Source organism: Vibrio fortis, from assembly GCF_000695685.1.
GTDB lineage: Bacteria > Pseudomonadota > Gammaproteobacteria > Enterobacterales > Vibrionaceae > Vibrio > Vibrio fortis_A.
Window position 1 is genome coordinate 361,972 of record NZ_JFFR01000025.1, and the last position, 20,331, is coordinate 382,302.

20 protein-coding genes are annotated in these 20,331 nt (G+C 45.0%); 11 read left to right on the forward strand and 9 right to left on the reverse strand.

From position 1 onward, the window contains the following. Positions 1–25 precede the first annotated feature (25 nt). Together VFDL14_RS07490 and focA are read left to right on the forward strand one after the other, a co-directional pair. Entirely contained in the window at positions 26–1,333 is a 1,308-nt protein-coding gene (locus tag VFDL14_RS07490) for a hypothetical protein (protein WP_032552116.1), read from the forward strand. A gap of 362 nt (positions 1,334–1,695) precedes the next feature. Further along, positions 1,696–2,538 carry a formate transporter FocA gene (focA, locus tag VFDL14_RS07485; protein ID WP_032552117.1) on the forward strand — a complete coding sequence of 281 codons (843 nt, stop codon included), beginning with the start codon at positions 1,696–1,698 and terminating at the stop codon, positions 2,536–2,538. Between the two features lie 283 nt (positions 2,539–2,821). Here the strand turns inward: focA and VFDL14_RS07480 are convergent, their stop codons facing one another. Further along, positions 2,822–3,616, reverse strand: coding sequence for an ABC transporter permease (locus VFDL14_RS07480; RefSeq protein ID WP_032552118.1), 795 nt, complete (start codon positions 3,614–3,616; stop codon positions 2,822–2,824). A 437-nt stretch (positions 3,617–4,053) separates the two neighbouring features. Between VFDL14_RS07480 and torE the strand changes: the two genes are divergently transcribed. Genes torE through torA form a run of 3 tightly spaced genes read left to right on the forward strand, consistent with a single transcriptional unit; the run spans position 4,054 to position 7,954 of the window. Next, positions 4,054–4,236, forward strand: coding sequence for a trimethylamine N-oxide reductase system protein TorE (gene torE / locus VFDL14_RS07475; protein WP_032552119.1), 183 nt, complete (start codon positions 4,054–4,056; stop codon positions 4,234–4,236). A 49-nt stretch (positions 4,237–4,285) separates the two neighbouring features. Continuing rightward, entirely contained in the window at positions 4,286–5,467 is a 1,182-nt protein-coding gene (gene torC / locus VFDL14_RS07470) for a pentaheme c-type cytochrome TorC (RefSeq protein ID WP_032552120.1), read from the forward strand. Positions 5,468–5,491: 24 nt separating this feature from the next. After that, complete coding sequence (gene torA / locus VFDL14_RS07465; RefSeq protein ID WP_032552121.1) at positions 5,492–7,954, forward strand: trimethylamine-N-oxide reductase TorA; 2,463 nt, start codon at positions 5,492–5,494, stop codon at positions 7,952–7,954. A 245-nt stretch (positions 7,955–8,199) separates the two neighbouring features. Here the strand turns inward: torA and VFDL14_RS0123295 are convergent, their stop codons facing one another. Further along, positions 8,200–8,730, reverse strand: a complete 531-nt coding sequence (locus VFDL14_RS0123295; protein ID WP_032552231.1) for a putative manganese transporter — start codon at positions 8,728–8,730, stop codon at positions 8,200–8,202. 216 nt (positions 8,731–8,946) lie between these two features. Between VFDL14_RS0123295 and VFDL14_RS07460 the strand changes: the two genes are divergently transcribed. Together VFDL14_RS07460 and VFDL14_RS07455 are read left to right on the forward strand one after the other, a co-directional pair. Further along, complete coding sequence (locus VFDL14_RS07460; protein ID WP_032552122.1) at positions 8,947–9,852, forward strand: manganese-dependent inorganic pyrophosphatase; 906 nt, start codon at positions 8,947–8,949, stop codon at positions 9,850–9,852. 163 nt (positions 9,853–10,015) lie between these two features. After that, complete coding sequence (locus VFDL14_RS07455) at positions 10,016–10,405, forward strand: DUF2750 domain-containing protein (protein WP_032552123.1); 390 nt, start codon at positions 10,016–10,018, stop codon at positions 10,403–10,405. Between the two features lie 7 nt (positions 10,406–10,412). Here the strand turns inward: VFDL14_RS07455 and VFDL14_RS07450 are convergent, their stop codons facing one another. The 7 genes from VFDL14_RS07450 to pspF form a co-directional block, all read right to left on the reverse strand. Further along, positions 10,413–11,192 carry a DUF2927 domain-containing protein gene (locus tag VFDL14_RS07450; protein WP_419177369.1) on the reverse strand — a complete coding sequence of 260 codons (780 nt, stop codon included), beginning with the start codon at positions 11,190–11,192 and terminating at the stop codon, positions 10,413–10,415. Between the two features lie 48 nt (positions 11,193–11,240). Beyond that, positions 11,241–12,023 (reverse strand): ATP-binding cassette domain-containing protein, encoded by a 783-nt coding sequence (locus VFDL14_RS07445; protein WP_032552125.1) that lies wholly within the window; start codon positions 12,021–12,023, stop codon positions 11,241–11,243. Then, positions 12,020–13,021 carry an oligopeptide/dipeptide ABC transporter ATP-binding protein gene (locus VFDL14_RS07440; protein ID WP_032552126.1) on the reverse strand — a complete coding sequence of 334 codons (1,002 nt, stop codon included), beginning with the start codon at positions 13,019–13,021 and terminating at the stop codon, positions 12,020–12,022. The genes VFDL14_RS07445 and VFDL14_RS07440 overlap by 4 nt, the downstream gene beginning before the upstream one ends. Then, positions 13,021–13,908: a putrescine export ABC transporter permease SapC gene (sapC, locus tag VFDL14_RS07435; protein ID WP_032552127.1), complete on the reverse strand. Its 888-nt coding sequence runs from the start codon at positions 13,906–13,908 to the stop codon at positions 13,021–13,023. The genes VFDL14_RS07440 and sapC overlap by 1 nt, the downstream gene beginning before the upstream one ends. Continuing rightward, positions 13,895–14,857 carry an ABC transporter permease gene (locus VFDL14_RS07430; protein ID WP_032552128.1) on the reverse strand — a complete coding sequence of 321 codons (963 nt, stop codon included), beginning with the start codon at positions 14,855–14,857 and terminating at the stop codon, positions 13,895–13,897. Before VFDL14_RS07430 ends, sapC begins: the two co-directional genes overlap by 14 nt. Beyond that, positions 14,857–16,482 carry an ABC transporter substrate-binding protein SapA gene (gene sapA, locus VFDL14_RS07425; RefSeq protein ID WP_032552129.1) on the reverse strand — a complete coding sequence of 542 codons (1,626 nt, stop codon included), beginning with the start codon at positions 16,480–16,482 and terminating at the stop codon, positions 14,857–14,859. Before sapA ends, VFDL14_RS07430 begins: the two co-directional genes overlap by 1 nt. A 102-nt stretch (positions 16,483–16,584) precedes the next feature. Next, a complete protein-coding gene (pspF, locus tag VFDL14_RS07420) occupies positions 16,585–17,598 on the reverse strand; it encodes a phage shock protein operon transcriptional activator (protein ID WP_032552130.1) in 1,014 nt (337 codons plus the stop codon). Between the two features lie 241 nt (positions 17,599–17,839). Between pspF and pspA the strand changes: the two genes are divergently transcribed. The 4 genes from pspA (at position 17,840) to VFDL14_RS07400 (ending at position 20,331) form a co-directional block, all read left to right on the forward strand. After that, positions 17,840–18,511, forward strand: a complete 672-nt coding sequence (pspA, locus tag VFDL14_RS07415) for a phage shock protein PspA (RefSeq protein WP_032552131.1) — start codon at positions 17,840–17,842, stop codon at positions 18,509–18,511. A 14-nt stretch (positions 18,512–18,525) separates the two neighbouring features. Continuing rightward, positions 18,526–18,759: an envelope stress response membrane protein PspB gene (pspB, locus tag VFDL14_RS07410; protein ID WP_032552132.1), complete on the forward strand. Its 234-nt coding sequence runs from the start codon at positions 18,526–18,528 to the stop codon at positions 18,757–18,759. Next, positions 18,752–19,138, forward strand: coding sequence for an envelope stress response membrane protein PspC (gene pspC / locus VFDL14_RS07405; RefSeq protein ID WP_032552133.1), 387 nt, complete (start codon positions 18,752–18,754; stop codon positions 19,136–19,138). Before pspB ends, pspC begins: the two co-directional genes overlap by 8 nt. Before the next feature lie 158 nt (positions 19,139–19,296). Further along, on the forward strand, positions 19,297–20,331 hold the full coding sequence (locus VFDL14_RS07400) for an efflux RND transporter periplasmic adaptor subunit (protein WP_032552134.1): 1,035 nt from the start codon (positions 19,297–19,299) through the stop codon (positions 20,329–20,331).

Below are 20,331 nucleotides of genomic sequence, written 5' to 3' on the forward strand. Positions count from 1 at the left end.
GAATTATATAAAAAGGAAAAGGTCAGTGAGAGCCAAGAAGATAGCTTTAGTGGTGGGTATGCTATTGGGTGTTGCTGGGTGTCAAAGTACACCAGCAGATCAAAGTGGTACGAGCCAAGCAACGAATAAGGATGTTCAAGCGTCCAGTGAAGTACGTTCGTTTGATTCAATTCAAACAACCTACACAGAATGGGAAACTAAGCTAGAAGCGCACTCACAATACGCACTGTATGCACCTGAAAACTACAAAGAGTTATTGGGTGCGTGGTCAGACGCGCAAGAGATTTACGCGGATATTGCAAAAGACCAGACATTGATTACCGATAGCTACTCTATCTTCTCAAGCCAGACATACGCTCAGGCGTTTGATGAGAAAATAGAAACGGTGAAATCAAACTACGAAGCGATTCTGGTGCTAAAAGATAAAGCAGACCAAGTACTAGCTGACTCTATTGCACAAATGGATTACTTGAAGCTATTGGGTGCAGATACGATGTTTAAGTCAAACTACAAACGTCTGTACTCAGAGTACAAAGAGCTATTTAACTATGTGCTAGTGGATGAGTTGGAAGATGCTCAAGAAGCGCAAGTTGAGTTCTTGAATAATGCTCGCGTACTTGAAGTGAAAGTGGCTCATAAGAAATATATTGTTCCACTAAAAGAGAAGTTAGAGCTGCTTGAAGATGAAGATTTCCATGAAGTGGTGCCACTGACTTTTGCTAAAGCGACTTCACAAATTGAACTCGCAGAAAGCAAGGTTAAGGCAACTCCGCGTGAAAAGTCGATCATCCAAGATGCAATTGCAGCCGCAGAATTTGAGCTTAACCACGTACGTAGTGTTGCTCATGAAGTAAAACTGCTTGCAAGCATTAAAGATGATAAGTTTGAGCAAGCGGTATTGAACGCAGAAAATCAGTTACTTAACATCTCTAAAGCGGTCAATGAGCAAGATTATCGCGATGTTGGACTACGTCTTCAGTCAGAAAAGATTGTTGCTAGCATTAAAAAGCTAAAGAGTTCAGATTTAACTTCAGAGCTTACGCAAGAAATTGAAGCTTTAACGGCGAAGTTAGCGAAACTAGAAACGGAAAACCAACAGCAGGCACAACAGCTTGTGGATACCAATAAGCAGACTGAGTTGCTGACCGAACAGGTGTCAAAAAGTGATGCTCACATCAAGAGCCTCGAAGATTTGGTGTCGAGCTTGAAGGTGCAGGCGAGCGGAGCTGCAGCTGAGCCAGTGGCACAACCAGCGGTTGAAGCTGTAACTGCGCCGGCAGCCGACGAAGCTGCATCAAAGGTTGAAACTGTCGCCGAAGTTGAAAACTCGTAGCGACCAACAAATACAGTTATATCTAATCCTAAAAGCGCCCTCGGGCGCTTTTTTACTTTCTGTTGATCTGCGTCAAAATTTTCCTTTTGGAGGAGGCTAAGTAGCGAATTAGCGCATGGTGTTTTTATCTAACATTTCATAAGTAATTGAATTTTAGTCATTTATTTTATTGTTGAGGTTTTTCAGATAATTGAGTGATGACATCCGGCTAATCCTAAAGTCGTATGTTTTTAGCCAAATTCTATGCATTTTTTGAATGAGATCTGGATCACGATAATTAGCGTGAAAATTAGCACTTGAAATAAAAAATAAAAGAGAGGATTATCGCGCTCCCGACGACATGTTTCAAAATGTAAACAACCATGAACCTAAATCAATTTGACTCATTATTACCGCCTCAAATGGCTGAGCGCGCTGCAGATATCGGCGTAGGTAAAGCAACTAAAGATCCCATTAAATCTTTCTTATTGGCTATCTCTGCTGGTATTCATATTGGTATCGCTTTTGTTTTCTATACCATAGTGACGACAGGGGCTGGTGACTTGCCTTGGGGCATTACTCGTTTAATTGGTGGTCTTGCCTTCAGTCTTGGTCTTATTCTAGTGGTTGTGACCGGTGGTGAACTGTTTACCAGCTCGGTACTGACGTTGGTAGCGAGAGCAAGTGGTAAGATTTCATGGAAAACCTTAGTCAAAAACTGGGCGACAGTTTACATCGGTAACCTGATTGGTGCTCTGTTGCTGGTGGCTTGTATGCTTTTGACCAAACAATACATGTTTGATCATGGCCAAGTGGGTTTGAATGCCATGGCTATTTCTCAACACAAGCTTCACCATGACTTTATTCAAGCCGTTGCGTTGGGCATCATGTGTAATGTGCTTGTGTGTATTGCAGTATGGATGACATTCAGTGGCCGCACTCTCACAGATAAAATTGCGGTTATGATTCTACCTGTTGCGATGTTTGTGTCGGCGGGTTTTGAGCACTGCATTGCCAACATGTTCCAAGTACCATTAGCTATCGGTATTAAGACGTTTGCCCCAGCTGAGTTCTGGAGTATGACTGGAGCCAATCCAGCAGATTACGTTGACCTAAATATGATGGACTTTTTGATCAATAACCTACTGCCTGTAACACTAGGCAACATCATTGGCGGCGGTATCTTTGTCGGCATGTGGTACTGGTTGATCTATCTGCGTGACTGATTTTGACACACTTAATCACAGTTTCTAGCGGCTCACTTCGGTGGGCCGTTTTTAATTGTGGACAAACAACCTCGTAAAGGGCACACAGAAGTCGTTTAAAAAATCATCTATTCGGTAACGTATCTCTATATATCCTTGAAAAGGGGAGAGATGCACTAATTTGGGTTGTTGATAACTTAAATATGGCAGAGCCACAGGTGTTGCATTTGGTTATCCACAGTTTCTGTGGATAACCTGTCTTAAATTCCGTGAGTAACCCTATTTATAAGGATCAAAATGGTGATCAAGTATTATTTTTGATCTTTGCTTTTACTCGCCCCTCTTTGGTCAGAGCGACTTTAAGTGAAAGATTCAAAGCTAGCGCAAGCGATGTGCTCATCATGATGAAGATGGCGAGCATGATCATTAACTGATATTTAATGGCAATCATAGGGGAGGCGCCCCCTAAAATTTGGCCTGTCATCATACCGGGAAGTGTAACAAGGCCTGTCGTCGCCATAGAGGCCATTATAGGAGACATCGCCTTCTGCATTGCATTTCGAACAAACGGCGCTGACGCGTAGGTTGGAGACGCTCCTAGAGCTATTGCCGCTTCATACTCCGACTTTTGAGTTTCAAAGGCACCAAATAAGTTTTGTAGCGCCACAATATTACTACTCAAACTATTACCAAGCAGCATGCCAGCGATAGGTATCAAATACTGTGCACCAAATAAGGGCATTGGTTTGATGATATAGAAGCAGATGAAAAGCACGATAGGAATGCAGGTAATGGACAATCCGGTTGCTATGGGTAATAAGAGCAGCTTTCTTGGTAGCTTTGCTTTTTCAATAATCGAACTTGCACCCACGACGATCATGATGCTCAGCCAAAGAAGGTTAATCCACACACTGTCGAGCTTAAATAGGTACTCGAGGTACAAACCAACGAGGAATAGCTGAACAGCCATTCGAGCAATGCTGATACTAGCTTCTCTAGCGAGACCGAGTTTGAAGTGGTGATTAATGCCGATGGGAAGAATCAGTAATGAACTAAAGAGTAATAACTGCCACCACGAGATATCGATAACGTCTTGCATAAAGCTTCCTTATTTAGTCCTCCCATACTATCTGAAACGACGCTCAAATTCATTTTCTCCTGATGAGATTACAGCGCGTTTTTGCAGCAAAGATTTAACAAAATTTGCACATAAATCTCGCTGTTTGCGTCTAATTTGGCTACTACTTAGTAGGTAAAAAGTTACAACTGGTTATTGGTTTGTTGGGTTTTTGTGTCAATTTAACAATTGATTAATCTACTTAATTCTTCACATTTGTTAATACTTTTTAATATGTTTCTTTAACTGAAAACAACTCTGGATGAGCTCAAAAAAGTATTGATTAGCAAGGGCTAAGAGCGGTGATTTGATTGAACCCTACTTTGAGTATGGTCTAAAATTTGTTGCTAGATACTGATGAACTTTAGCCCCTTAGAATGGGCTTATCGAAATTACTAAATACAAAATAGGCAAAATGTATGAGTGATGTTAATAAAATTGAAACTGGCGAAAAGCGCTCGTTGGAGTGGAAGTCATTCCTCTTCATCGCAGTGGTTCTCTTTCCTGTGTTGAGTGTTGCATTTGTAGGTGGTTACGGCTTCCTAGTTTGGGCGCTTCAAGTGTTCGTATTCGGACCTCCAGGTGCTCACGGCGGCATGTAATGCCTCACACAACAACATTTTTTAGAACAGATATTTAAGAGAGCTAATCATGAAGTCATTTTTAGTTAAACTGTGGCGCACTATGACACGCCCTGCAGTACACATCAGCCTTGGTGTACTAACCATGGGTGGTTTTATCGCGGGTGTTATCTTCTGGGGTGGTTTCAACACTGCTTTAGAAGCAACTAACACGGAAGAATTTTGTATCAGCTGTCACACCATGCGTGACAACGTATACGTAGAACTGCAAGACACGGTTCACTGGAAAAACACATCTGGTGTTCGTGCAACTTGTCCAGACTGTCACGTTCCTCACGAATGGACAGCTAAAATCGCGCGTAAGATGCAAGCATCTAAAGAAGTATTCGCACAAGTTTTCGGTGACCTAGATACACCTGAAAAATTCGAAGCACGTCGTATCGAGTTGGCAAAACACGAATGGGATCGTTTCTCTGCAAACAAATCTCTAGAGTGTAAAAACTGTCATAACTACGACTCAATGGATTTCGAAAACATGCGTCCAACTGCTCGTATTCAAATGAAGAATGCAGCAGAGCGTGACCAAAGCTGTGTTGACTGTCACAAAGGCATCGCGCACAACCTTCCACTTGATATGGAATCAGCGAGCGGTATCGTTGGTGAGCTTGAGCAAGTTGCAGGTAGCACTTCTTACGCGAACGGCTCTGACGTGATCTCAATCCGTCACCTACCAATGTACACAGACGAAACAGCAACAGTTGAAGCGGGTCTATTGAGCCCAGCAAGTAAAGTTGCAGTGATCGACGAAAAAGGCGACATGATCAAGGTTCAGATCGATGGCTGGCGTAAAGCGAAAGGCTTCGGTCGTGTAATCCAAGAAGATTTCGGTATGAACATCTCTACTGCAATCTTGACCAAAGAAGTGTCTCAAAGCGACGTTATCACTGTTGGTGAGAAGAAAGAAGATGAGCTAACGGGTCTTCCATGGGAAGAAGTTAACCTAGCACTATGGATGAAGAAAGAGTCTATGGTTGATAACTTCGATCCAATCTGGAATGCAGCAGGTCAGGCTTACCAGTCTAACTGTTCAACGTGTCACTCTCAGCCAGACGAAGCACACTTCAGTGCTAACGGTTGGGTAGGCATGCTAGACGGTATGATCGCATTCGTTAACTTCGACACTGATACAGAAGCACTTGTTCTTAAGTATCTACAGAAGCACTCATCAGATTTTTCTGAAGGCCATCACTAATAAGACGTCAATTGGAGTAACACAATGGCAATTACAAGAAGAAGTTTTCTGAAAGGTGTCGCGACAACAGGTGCGGCATCAGTTATGGGCCCAAGCCTATTAGTGTCGGCTTCTGCATCTGCAGCAGAAACAGACGGCACGTGGAAAGTCTCAGGTTCTCACTGGGGAGCATTCCGTGCTCGTGTTTACGCTGGTAAGGTTCAAGAGATTAAGCCACTAGAAATTGATAAACACCCAACAGAGATGTTGAAGGGTATCAAAGGCATCATCTACAGCCCATCACGTGTGCGTTACCCTATGGTTCGCCTAGACTGGTTGAAAAAACACAAGTACAGCGCAGATACACGTGGTAACAACCGCTTTATCCGTGTGACTTGGGACGAGGCACTAGATCTTGTTTACCGCGAGCTTGAGCGCGTACAGAAAGATTACGGCCCATGGGCGCTTCACACAGGTCAAACTGGTTGGAGACAAACAGGTCAGTTCCACAGCTGTACTAACCACATGCAACGTGCAATGGCACTTCATGGCTACTCTGTGAAGAAGATTGGTGACTACTCAACAGGTGCTGGTCAAACAATCATGCCTTACGTGCTAGGTTCTACAGAAGTTTATGCACAAGGTACATCTTGGGAACTTATCCTAGAAAACAGTGACAACATTATCCTTTGGGGTAACGATCCAGTTAAGAACCTTCAAGTAGGTTGGACGTGTGAGACTCACGAGTCGTTCGCATACCTAGAACAACTGAAAGAAAAAGTTGCTAACAAAGAGATCAACGTTGTTTCTGTTGACCCTGTTAAAAACAAAACAGGTCGTTACCTAGAAAACGAGCAGTTCTACATAAACCCACAAACTGACGTGGCGTTCATGCTAGGTGTTGCTCACGTGCTTTACAATGAAGGCCTATACGACAAGAAGTTCATCGAGACTTACTGTCTAGGTTTTGAAGACTTTATTAAGTACGTTCAAGGTGAGACAAAAGATAAAGTAGAGAAGACACCGGAGTGGGCTTCTGCTATCTGTGGCGCAAGTGCGGACTCAATCCGTGACTTCGCTAAGATGCTGGTTAACGGTCGTACACAAATTCTTGTAGGTTGGAGTATTCAGCGTCAAGAGCACGGTGAACAGCCTTACTGGATGTGTGCAGTTATCGCAGCAATGGTTGGTCAAATTGGTCTACCTGGCGGTGGTATCTCTTACGGTCACCACTACTCTGGTATCGGTGTATCTTCAACTGGTTTCTCAGCTCCGGGTTCGTTCCCACTGAACATCGACCAAGGTCAGAAGCCAAAACACACGAACACAGATTACAACGGTTACAGCCGCGTAATCCCAGTTGCTCGTTGGGTTGATAGCCTGTTAGAGCCAGGTAAGAAGATCAAAGCGAACGGCGCAACGGTAACACTGCCAGATATCAAGATGATGGTATTTAGTGGTAACAACCCGTGGCACCACCACCAAGATCGCAACAAGATGCGTAAAGCGTTCAAGAGCCTACAAACTGTTGTCGCAGTAGACTTCACTTGGACGGCGACGTGTCGTCACTCTGATATCGTGCTTCCAGCATGTACTCAGTGGGAACGTAACGATATTGATGGTTATGGCGCATACTCTGGTCGTGGTCTGATCGCGATGCACAAACTGGTGGATCCTCTGTTCCAATCTAAGACTGACTTCGAGATCATGTCTAGCCTAACTAAGCGTTGGGGCCGTTACGACGACTACACGCGTGGTATGGACGAGATGCAGTGGGTTAAATCTCTGTATGACGAGTGTCGCGCTTCAAACGAAGGCAGCTTTGAAATGCCAGAGTTTGCTGAGTTCTGGGAGAAAGGTTTCCTAGACTTCGGTAAAGGTAAGCCATGGACTCGTCACGCTTCATTCCGTGAAGACCCAGAGATCAATGCACTAGGTACACCTTCTGGTTTCATCGAAATCACAAGCCGTACTGTAGGCAACATGGGCTACGAGCACTGTCAAGAGCACCCAATGTGGTTCGAGAAATCTGAACGTTCACACGGTGGTCCAGGTTCTGACAAACACCCGTACTGGCTGCAATCTTGTCACCCAGACAAGCGTCTACACTCTCAGATGTGTGATTCTGAAGAGTTCCGTGCAACTTACGCGGTACAAGGTCGTGAGCCAATCTACATCAACCCAACAGATGCTAAGAAGAAAGGCATCAAAGATGGTGATGTGGTACGTGTATTCAACGACCGTGGTCAACTTCTGGCTGGTGCTGTTCTTATGGATAGCTACGCTCCAGGTGTTGTGCGTATCGAAGAAGGTGCTTGGTACGGTCCAATGAACGAGAAAGTGGGTGCGCTAGATACATACGGCGATCCAAACACACTGACTCAAGATATTGGCTCTTCTGAGCTAGCTCAAGCGACATCGGCAAACACATGTCTGGTCGACTTTGAGAAGTTCACTGGTAAGCTACCTCCAGTTACTTCATTCGGTGGTCCAATCGAAGTTGCTTAATGCACTCGATATAAACGCCAAAAGATAGTTAAAAGCCCCTGTAAGTGATGCTTACAGGGGCTTTTTTACATTTTGAAGTCTGTTAGCCTACATTATTTGAAATCGTCTACGAGCCTTTGTGGGCATCCTATGAGAAAAAACAGGCTCTATGGAGAACGCTCCAAGGCCACCAGTAATCCTGACAGGTGACCTTGGAACGAACGGAAACTCGGAAATGGATGATTGATAAGAGGGATTAATTGATTTTAAAGCTTTGTTGGGCGCAGTAAGTCATCGACATGGGACAGATTAATAATTTTTCCCAAAGCGCTGCCCACAATAACACTCAATGCGATCGCGGCGATGCTGGTGCTTACATCGCTGGCAATGAACAAAAAAGCCGCGTTGCCCAGTGTACTGATTAGGGCTGCGATAAGCGCGCCAATGCCTAGTTTCCCAGAAACAAACTGAGACATAACCGATACCATACCCCCGCAGCCAGGGATTGCGGCCATTACAGAAGCACAGACGATTTGATTGGAGCGACATTGATGTGCGAGTAAGTGTTCATTATCGGCGTTAAGCGTTAGCCATTGGTAGCCCACTAAGCTCAATAACGTGTAGAGCGCAGAAGCAAAAGCGAAGTCTGTAAAAGTCGTGACCGTAAGATCCAATAGCGATACAGTCACAATCAGAGTGGTAAGCGCGACAGTAAGAAATATTCGCTTACGAAATAGGGATGACGGTATTGATTCTGAAGTGTGATGTTCTGATGCGAATTGGATTCTTCGATTCATAGCGATATACCCAGTATATAAAGGCTTAGGTATAACTATATACGAATAAGAATGATTATCAATTGTGTTTTATGGTTTTTCTAGCAACTTACCATAGGCAAATAGTCTAACAGGCAGCAACGAAGCGATGATCATTGTCAAAAAATAGGGTAAAGTAAGCGAAATAAAGAGATGCTCTATAGGTAGAGCTGTAATTTTAGTGTAATAGGAAGAAACATGATTTTAGTTGTTGGTCACAAAAACCCTGATAGTGACAGTATTTGTAGCGCGCTAGTTGCAACTGAGCTTCTTAAAGCTCGTGGCGAAGAAGCGACACCAATTCGCCAAGGCGAGATCAACCGCGAAACTCAACACATTCTAGAAGTTGCTGGCGCAGATATGCCAGAGCTTCGTACTTCTGTTGCTGGCGAAAAAATTTGGCTAGTAGACTACTCAGACCTAGCTCAAGCTCCTGATGACGTTGCTGACGCAGAAATCCTTGGTATCGTTGACCACCACCGTCTTGGTGATGTGATGACAGTAAACCCAATGGAAGCGTGGATCTGGCCTGTTGGTTGTACAAACACTGTACTATTCAACATGTTCAAGATTGAAGGTCACGAAATCACCCCACAAATCGCTAAGCTAATGATGTCTGCTATCCTGTCAGACACGGTAGGTTTTGCTTCTCCGACTTGTACTCAAAAAGACAAAGACGCAGTTGTTGAACTAGCAGAAATCGCTGGTGTAACTGACGTAGACGCGTTCATCAAAGCACTGCTAATCGCGAAAACAAACATCGAAGGCCTATCTGCTGCTGAGCTAGTAGAAAAAGACCTTAAAGGTTACCCGTTCAACGGTCGCGACGTAGTAGTTGGCCAAGTTGAGCTAGCAACTCTTGAGCAAGTTGATGGCATGATTGAAGCACTTGAAGCTGACCTAGAAACTCGTTGTGAGAAAGACGGTCTAGCATTCGCTGCAGTAATGTTAACTGATATCACAACAGCTCAAACTCGTCTTCTTTACAAAGGTGAGTGGGCTGAGAAGCTAGTTAAGCACGAGCAAGACGGTGTATTGATGATGGAAAATACACTAAGCCGTAAGAAGCAAGGTTGGCCTTGGCTTCAAGGTGAGCTTGCTTAATTAAGCTGCTGACGAATTAAACGCCTGCTTTTCAGCAGGCGTTTTTCTTTGGCATTAAATTGCACCTTATTAGACTATTTCTTTGAATAGAAGTATTTGCAGTTCAAAAAGCTCGGCATACACTGTATGAGAGCGAACGCACTGACAAAAGTAGGAAAAGATAATGACTACACCGCTAGACGAGCAAAAAATCGCAGAAGTTAACAAATACACAGGTGAACAACGCTTTAAATACTGTGTAAAAGAGATCGTGGCTAATCGTGAAGTATGGATCCTAACCGACGAGCACGGTTGTGTGATGCTAAATACTGAAGATGAAGATTGTGTACCAGTTTGGCCAAACAAAGAGTTCGCAGAATCTTGGGCAACAGGCGAGTGGGCAGAATGTAAAGCTGAAGCGATCTCATTGAATAAGTGGCACAGTCGTTGGACCATGGGTCTAGAAGACGATGAACTCGCTGTTGTTGTCTTCCCAAATGAGCAGGAAGAGGGCGTAGTACTTTTCCCTGACGAATTCGATTTCGAACTGAAGAAGCAAGCGGCTAAGCGCTAACTCTTCTCTAACGAAACAGTTCATATAAGGGAGCCTGTCTGGCTTCCTTAGTAGCACCTTTCAGTATCTCTTCCTTTTGATATTCTCTTAATAAACGTTTCACAACAGGTTTCACTTCTGAGAGCGTCATCCCTGCTTTCAAATCAGGCTCATAGAGTAGCTTTAACAAAACCACGTCTAAAGGCGCTAGAAGCTCTTCTGGTGTGTGATCATTAAAGATAGAAGGATAGGCATGCTCCGAATCATTGGGCAGCCCTAACGCTTGTGTGATTTCTTCTACGACACATGCTAATAACTTGCCTCGACTCCTTGCCAAGTCTACAGGTATTACGATAGCCGCAGAGACAATATGACCAGTGGCATTGGTCGTATAACCTGCGGTGCATATTGCCGTATTCAAATGTTGAGTTGACCTTAGGTTAAGTGCTGACTTGGCTTCTTTAGTCCACTTTGATTCACGTGTATAAATCCAATGCACGTTGGCTTGTGATTGTTTACTAACAAACTCGATAGATAGGCCGGTGATTTGAGCCAAGTGCTGAACGTGTAATTCGGTAAGTTCTTGATGGAGAGCTTCATCGCCGACGCGGTGATCTAACCAAATTCTTATTGGTTGGTTCCATTTCGCCAGCGGGTGATTGCCACTCGTGTATTCATGCTCCAGAGCAACGCTGTAGAAAGCGCGTTCCACGAAGCTAGGGTCAAGCCAGGTAAGCCCGGTAGCTTGCGTAGGGTTTGAAAATAGAGCAATAAAAAGGGAATAAATGTAGAACATATACAGTTTCATTTATTCCCTCATCTTCTTACATTAACGCAGTTTTAATGGTTTAAGTGACTAATAGTTTGGTGCTTTAAAGAAGTGACTTTCAACCAAACGCTGAGTAATTTGGTGAGAAGGGTTAGAGAGCACCTCATGCGTTTCACCTGCTTCGACCACATCGCCTTCATGCATTACGATGATTTTATCGGTGATGTGTTTAACGATGCCAATGTGTTGTGAAACGTACACAAATGATACGCCCATCTCTTCTTGAAGCTCCAAGAACAGGTTGATGATCTGAGAGCGCATCGCCATGTCTAAACCATTGAGCGCTTCGTCGGCTACAATGATGGATGGCTGAAGTATCAAGGCACGAGCCAGACAAACCCTCTGCTTTTGTCCTGCTGCGAGCATTTGAGGGTAGAAGTAAGCGTGCTCTGGAAGCAAGCCAACTCGAAGTAGAGTGTCTTTCACTCGCTTCATACGCGCTTCAGGCGGCATGTTGGTGTTTCGCTTAAGTGGTCCTTCAAGAATGCGACCGATCTGAATACGAGGGTTTAACGACGTATTTGGATCTTGGAAGATCATGCGAATTAGCTTACAACGCGTCGAGTAGTCTTTGTGTTCAAGCCTTTCACCATTAACTCGAATCTCACCAGACGTAGGTTCAACCATGCCTGCTAACATGCGAGCAAGCGTTGACTTACCAGAGCCATTTTGTCCAATAAATCCTATGGTTTGTCCTGCTTCTAGAGTGAAGCTCACCGGTTTCACCGCCTGATGAATCTTCTTACGAAAAAGCCCAGAGCGTGTCGTAAAATCTTTGGAAAGATCACTGACTTCTAATAGTGCACTCATGATTTCTTTTTCTTCTCCATGTTCAGTGGGAAGTGACAGTTAAACTTATGATTCTTTACGCGACTGGTGTGGGGGATTTCCACACATTGCCTCTGTGCGTAAGGGCATCTTGGACCCAAACGACAACCAATTGGCAAATGCTGCAGAGGAGGAATTGAGCCTGGTAGAGACTGCAATTTCTCTTTATGCGGTATCCAATCATTAAAGTCTGGCATCGCTTTAAGCAGCGCTACGGTATAAGGGTGCTTAGGTGCATCCAAGAGTTTAGGTGTGTCTGCAGATTCAACTGACTGGCCGCAATACATAACCGTAATTCGCGTTGCCCATTGGGTAATGGTTGTTAAGTCATGCCCAATCAAAATGATGGTGGTGTTATGCAGCTGATTCATGCGGCTTAACAGGCGCAGAATCTGCGACTGAGTGATTGGATCCAAGTCATTGGTTGGCTCATCGGCAATCAGCACTTTTGGCTTGGCAGCGATCGCCATCGCAATCATCACTTTTTGACACTCACCATCAGTCAGCTCATAAGAGTAACTGTCCATTAGGCGTGAGTGGTCTTTAATACCGACTTTATGAAGTAGGGCAATCGCCTGTTTCTTTCGCCACTTAAAGCGCTGCCACCATTTACCTTCAAAGGCATGAGATGGAATCGCTTCGATCAGTTGGTGTCCCACTTTTTCCGAAGGGTCGAGACAGGTCGAAGGCTCTTGAAAGATCATCGCGATATCACGGGCGATGACTCGGCGGCGCTCTTTAGGTGTCAGTTGAAGTAGATCGATGTTCCCGAGACGCATCCGGTCCGCAGAAACTTTCCAGTTTTCTTTACATACGCCAACGATCGCTTTGGCTACCAAGCTTTTGCCTGAACCTGATTCACCCACTAAGCCGCGAATTTCCCCTTCATTAAGGGTAATACTCATGCGATCTACGGCTTTAACTAAGCCCTGAGGTGTTTCGATTTCAATGGTCAGATGTCGAATATCAAGTAACGGCATTATTCGATTCCTGCGTTAAGTGCTTGGCGTACGCCTTCACCGACTAAGTTGATGACGATAACGGTAAACATGATTGCGAGACCTGGTAGGGTCACTGTCCAAGGCGCTAAGTATATCAGCTCTACTGAGTCACCCAGAATTGAGCCCCACTCTGTACTTGGTGCTTGAGCGCCCAAGCCTAAGAAGCCTAGTGCGGTAATGTCGAGAATCGCAACAGACAGCGCTAGCGTTACCTCTAGGGCGATAACCGTAAGAATATTAGGAACGATAGAGTTCCAAAGTAGGTAAAAATCGTTCGCACCATCCAAGCGTGATGCCATGATGTAATCTTTCTCTACCTCTGCGTGCACCGCGATATAGACAGAACGAATAAAGCGTGGAATCAGCGCAAGACAGATCGCCAGCAAGATGTTGAATTCCCCAAAACCTAGGAAAGCAACAAAGATAATTGCAAGCAGCAAAGATGGGATAGACATGACCGTATCAAGCAGGTGGTTTAGGGTACTTGATAGTAGACCACGAGTCATACCCGCCAATACGCCAATCAAACAACCAATGACAGCTGCAATGAAGGTAATCACCACCGCTGCACCAAAGGTGAGCTGAGATCCAATAATCAGGCGTGACAGGATATCTCGACCTAAATCGTCGGTCCCTAGAAAGTATTCAACTGTACCGGCTGGATCCCACGATGGTGGCGTCAATAAGTGACCCGTCTGCTCTTGAGCATCATGAGGTGCTAGCCAAGGCGCGGTGATAGTGACGAAGATGATCAATACCAAGCACCACAGGCCAAACATAGCTAGGTTGTTATTGCGGAAACTGCGCCAAAAACGCTCAAATTGAGTCGGGATGCGCTCTTCTTGATAAACGTTACTTGTTAGCATACCACTCTTTCCTTACTAGAGGATTGATCATCGCGCCGATCAGATCCGATAGGATATTTGCTGTCAGAACTAGCGTTGCCACCACGATCACACCAGCTTGGATTGATACGTAATCTTGGTTCGATAGCGCATCAAGCAGCCAGCGACCGATACCTGGCCAGTTAAAAATAGATTCGGTAATGATGGCAAGCGTCAACATACTTGAAAGCTGTACACCGACCTTAGGAACGATAGGTGGAATCGCATTACGTAGCACGTGTTGAGTGACGATCTCGTGAGTTGAAAGACCTTTAATACGTGCCGCTCGGATGTAGTTCTGCGTCATCACTTCAGCCACTGATGCTCGCATTAGACGGATAACCTGTGTAGTTGGCGCTAAAGCCAGTACCAAACAAGGTAGAGCCATATGCTCAATCACACTCTGTAAAGCATGTGCTTTGTAGCGACCTTCAGCAAAAAATGCATCAATGATTGCAAAGCCAGTGACATGTTCAATCTCGTACAGCAAATCGTAGCGACCACCAACAGGGAACATCTCAAAATGCAGAGAGAAGACCATGATCATCAGCAGGGCGACCCAGAAGATAGGGGCAGAGTAACCTGACATCGATGTAAACGAGATTGTGGTGTCGATGAACTTGCCCTGACGCATACCCGCAATAGTACCCAGCGGGATACCGATAAGGAGAGCAAGTAGGAAGGCGAAGAAACACAATTCTAGCGTCGCTGGGAAGACAACGGCCAATTCATCATAGATAGGCGCACCATGTTTACTGATACCGAAGTTCAGTGTTGATAATTCGCCAATGTAGCTCAACCAGCCCGGCCAAAACTCTTGGATAGCCCACGGTGATGTTTGGTCTAATCGTAGCAATGAGAAACCAACAACAGTCAGTATCGCGAGCGTGATGACAAATAAATTAACGCGTCTTAACGTATACCAAAACATTACGGCTGCACCTCTCTCGTCACTTGGTCGAAAGGCTGCGCATTAAATGGGCTTTGCTTAAAGCCTGTTAATGAGCGGTCGTGTACACGGAATTGCACGCCATGAGCCAGAGGGATCACTGGGAACTCTTCGTTAAGAATATTCTGGGCTTGGTGATACAAGTTCACTCGGTGCCTCTGTTGATTGATCTCTAGCGCGAGATCAAGAAGAAAATCGAAATCTGAATTACACCACATCGATACGTTCAAGCCTGCGCGTTCTGACTGACAAGAGAGCAGTGGGCGCAAGAAGTTGTCTGGGTCTCCAGTGTGGCCAATCCAGCCTGTAAGCAATAGATCCGTCGAAGCGATGGAAGAGAGTTGAGTACGATCGAATCGGTCGTCCGTGTAGAGCTTTAAGCTAATGCCGATATCAGCAAGGTTTGCTTGGATAAGCTCCGCCGTCTTACGCGGACTTGGGTTGTAGGCTCTCGGCTCAAGTGGCACCCACATAGAGAGTTCCAATCCGGGTTCGACGCCTGCATCTTTAAGAAGTGCAACAGCATAGTTTCGGTCGTAGCGAACCTGAACTTGGTCCTTTTGATAGGCCCAAGAGGTTGGTGGTAATAGGGTATAAGCCTTGCTGCCTGTCCCGTAATACACTGAATCCAAGATATTTTGGCGGTTGATCGCTAGGTTTAGCGCCTTACGTACGCGTGCGTCACGCAGTGCGGGGTGCTCTGTGTTTAGAGCGATGAAAGACACGTTTACAGCAGGTGTCGCTGTAATCTCAAGCTCTTCTTGAGCTTGAATGATTGGAATCTGGCTCGAGATAGGCGAATTCAGCACGTCACATTCATTACGCAGCAGTTTCGCGAGTGTGCCGGTACCACGTTGTGATGTATCAAACACCACTTGGTCCATTTTCACCTTGCTCTTCCAGTAATTCTTGTGCTTTTTCAATCGAACCAAGTCGTTGATTTGAAAATCATCAAGGTAGAATGGGCCTGTACCGACTGGGTGTGAGTCTAAGCGGTTTTTCTCATCTAACTGAATCAGTTGATTGGCGTACTCTTTTGAGTGGATCACTGCATAACTGGTGGCAATGTTGGTCAAAAAGGAGTTGTCTGGACGAGTGAGCGTAAACTTAACCGTTAGGTCATCAATCGCTTCAATGCTGTCAATTAGATTCGGGAAATCGATACCCGCAAACCAAGGGTAAAGGCCGCCACCGACATAGTGAAATGGGTGAGTGCTGTTGGTGATACGCTCGAAGCTAAAAACAATATCTTGTGCGTTTAGAGCACGTGTTGGCTTGAACCAATCGGTCGTTTGGAACTGCACATTTGGGCGCAATTTGAAGGTATATTCAGTACCCGCTTTGTTCACCGTCCATTCGGCTGCGATGTTAGGCTGTGGGCGATATGTCTCAGGGTCTAGCTGCAGTAGAGTATCGAAGATCTGAGGGCTTAGCGACTCCGCAGTAATACCGCTGTCCACCAATTGTGGATTAAAGGTACTCGGGTTCCCTTGGCCGCAGTAAATAAAGCCTTTTTCTCGGATCTGGTCGTGATCGACGCTTTCTCCACAGCCAGCTAAAAAGCCTAGCGTGAAGATACCTAGTGACAGTCTTAATAGTGCTTTCATAAAAAGAAATACTTTTCGAAACGAGGCGGAAGAGGGGCCTCAAGATCCGGATAATTTAACATTTTATTTATTGCGCTCCAAATAATAATCCTGTGCTAGCAGCTATTTATCGCTGTTTTGACCAACTATCGAATATTTCCTCACCATGCCTCTTAATTGGTTGTAGGTAAGACCAAGCAGTTCAGCTGCCTGTTTTTGATTGTACTTGCTTGTTTTTAGGGCCTGATTGAGGAGTGCGATGTCTTGCTCCTCTTGCCACGCCTTGTAATCGAGAGGAAGCGAAAAGCTGCGCTCATTAGAAGTATGGTCGCTTGGTGCAGGATTGTCAGTTTCAGCCTGAGCTTCACTCCATGCTGGCTCGAACGGATTAAATACAAGAGATTCAATCGGCTCTGGATTACGACCATGTTGGTAGATAGCTCGTTCAATCACGTTTTTCAGTTCACGAACGTTGCCCGGCCACGGGTAATCGATCAATGACTGTTTTGCTTCAGGTGAGAAGCCGACAAACAGCTCAAGTTCAAGTTCGCGGCACATCTTAATCGCGTAATATTCGGCAAGCAGTATGATGTCTTCTTTTCGTTCACGCAGGGGCGGCAGTGTAATCACGTCAAACGCTAAGCGGTCGAGTAGATCCGCCCTAAATTCACCTTTGCTCGCCATATCGGGAAGGTCGGCATTGGTCGCACAAACCAGCCTTACATTAGCACTAAGGGCTTTTTGGCCACCAACGCGCTCGTACTGTCCATATTCGATTACGCGAAGTAGCTTTTCTTGAACTGCAAGGGGAGTAGTTGCTAGTTCATCGAGAAACAAGGTGCCGCCTTCTGCACGCTCAAATCGACCCTGATGACGACCCTTTGAACCTGTAAAGGAGCCTGACTCGTGACCGAAGAGTTCGGAGTCGATCAAGCCTTCGCTGAGTGTGGAGCAGTTCAATGAAATTAGGGGTTGGTCCCAGCGCTTTGAGAGGTAATGAAGACGCTGCGCAATCAACTCTTTACCGGTACCGCGTTCACCGATGATGAGGACTGGCCTTTCAATTGGTGCCAATTGAGAGACTTTATCTAGAACAGAGAGAAAACTTGGGGATTCGCCAATTAAATTTTGCTGCATAGGTGGCCTTATCAGTACGATTGTGTGACGTTGGTGGTGAAAAATACCAACACTTGGTTAATTTCATCATAGCATCTGTTGTTATAATCACCACCTAATATTAAGTTGTTGATTTTTAATGAGTATAAAATTGGCACGCAATTTGGATTACTAAGAATAAGTTTATCCGCGAGTGATAACACCATTCGCACAGTATCCATGGTTTAACCATTGGCTAAGTTGATTATTTAAGGAGTTCCTTATGGGTATTTTTTCTCGCTTTGCAGACATCGTAAATTCAAACATCAGCGCATTACTCGATAAGGCTGAAGATCCTGAAAAAATGATTCGTCTTATCATTCAAGAGATGGAAGACACACTGGTAGAAGTTCGCACCAATTCAGCGAAAGCTATCGCTGACAAAAAAGAACTGGCTCGTAAGGTTGAGTCTATCGAAGACCAAATTGCAGATTGGCAACAAAAAGCGACACTTGCACTGACTAAGCAACGTGAAGATCTAGCGAGAGCTGCTCTGATTGAGAAGCAAAAGCTAGAAGACATCATCAAGAGTCTTCACACCGAACAAACTCTAGTTGAAGAGACAATTGAAAAGCTAACCAGCGAAATCGGTAAGCTTGAAACTAAGATCGCTGAGACGCGCGCAAAGCAACAAGCGCTAGCGATTCGTAACAACGCAGCAAGCAATCGTCGTGATGTTCAAAAACATCTTCATTCAAGCAAAACAGATGAAGCGATGGCGAAATTTCAGCAAATGTCACGTAAAGTAGATGAACTTGAGGCGGAAGCGGATCTGTATGCTAAAACAGGTAACGCTAAATCCCTTGACCAAGAATTTGCTGAACTGCAAGCTCAAGACGAAATTGAGAAAGAGCTGGCGAAACTGAAGCAGCAAGTCGAAAACCGCGATAAATAACCTAGGAGTTATCTATGTCATCATTTCTAATAGCTGGTCCACTGATTGTCTTTCTGATTTTTGTTGCTCCGCTATGGTTATTTTTACACTACCGCAGTAAGAAGAAGTCGAGCAACGGTTTGTCTGAGACGGATCTTCAAAGGTTGCACCACCTTTCGCAACAAGCGGAGTCTATGCAAGATCGTGTTAAAACTTTAGAAAAGATCTTAGATGCGGAGTCCCCTAATTGGAGACGAAACTATGAGTAGAGAACTGTATCGCGATCCTATTAACGGCAAGTTATCAGGTGTTTGTGCCGGCCTAGCGAACTACTTTGGCTTAGAAGTATGGTTAGTACGAATTATGGTTATCTCTGCTGCGCTATTGGGTGGTAGCTTCTTAGTGATTCTCGCTTATCTGGCGATGACGTTCATGATTGAAAAGCAGCCAAGACGCTATGTCGATGAACTTAAGTCAAAACAGGAGCACACTTTAAAGCAAAAGCCATGGGAGCAAGGTCAAACACCAGAGTTCCTGCTCAACACTTTAGAGAGTGATTTCGAGAAAATAGAGCGCGATGTGCGCAACATTGAAGCTTATGTCACTTCGGATACTTTCAAAGTGAATCGCGACTTTAAAAACATGTAGCACGTTAACTTGTTAACTTACTATAACGGCTTGGATGATTATCGTCCAAGCCGTTATTTTTTTTGGATATTTTCTCAAAATAATTCCGGACATTAACTGGTAAGTTAGATGTGATTAATCTATGTTAATAAAATATTTATAGATATGGATGATCTCAAATGTATAAAGCCTCCCTTGTCCTTATGACAGCACTAGCAGGGCTGTCTGGGTGTGGTAAGGAGCTGCCTCCTGTCCCCGAACCTGAATCTCGACCTGCCAAACTCTTCACTGTTTCTGTCGGCAACAACACTTTTAAACGCGACTTTCCAGCCACAACAGAAGCCGGTGATAAAGCAGTCCTCGCATTCCGTGTACCGGGGCTCCTTCAAAGTATTGAGGTCACTGCCGGGCAGGTGGTCACAAAAGGCGACACACTCGCCATTCTCAACCCCGACGAGTATCAGTTGTTAGAAAAACAAGCTCGAGCTAACTATCTGTTGGCGGATGTTCAATTCGAACGAGCTAAAAAGCTGCGTAAAGACCGCGTGGTTTCAGAGCAAGATTACGATCAAGCCAAAGCAAACCATAACTCGGCAAGAGCGGTATTAGACCAAGCCAAAGCTAACCTTCGATACACTAACCTTGTCGCTCCTTACGATGGCACCATCTCTATTATTCCTGCAGAAAATCATGAATATGTGGCAGCTAAAGAAGGGATTATGAACATTCAGACCAACCAGATTATGAAGGTTGTGTTCTTGCTTCCAGATCAGTTAATCACGCGCTACTCAGCCGGTTTTGAAACAGAAGCGAATATGGTGTTTGATGCCTTCCCGGATTATTCCTACCCGCTGACATTCCAAGAAGTAGATACCGAAGCGGACCCTAAAACCGGCTCTTACAAAGTGACTATGGTAATGGAGCGTCCAACGGACATCGGTATCTTGCCGGGCATGTCTGGTAACGTATTCCTCTCTTCAAATCGCGGTGCTGCAACCAAGATTCCAACCGCCGCAATGATTACAGAAAACGACGATACCTACGTATGGCGCGTGAATAACGACGGCATTGTTGAGAAAGTCGCGATAGTGACGGACGAAAAGCGTCACATCGTTTCTGGATTGAATGATGGCGACCGCATTGTGACATCTGGCGTTAATGAGTTGAAGTCAGGTGAAAAAGTCCGCGAGTGGATTAAAGAGAGAGGGCTCTAA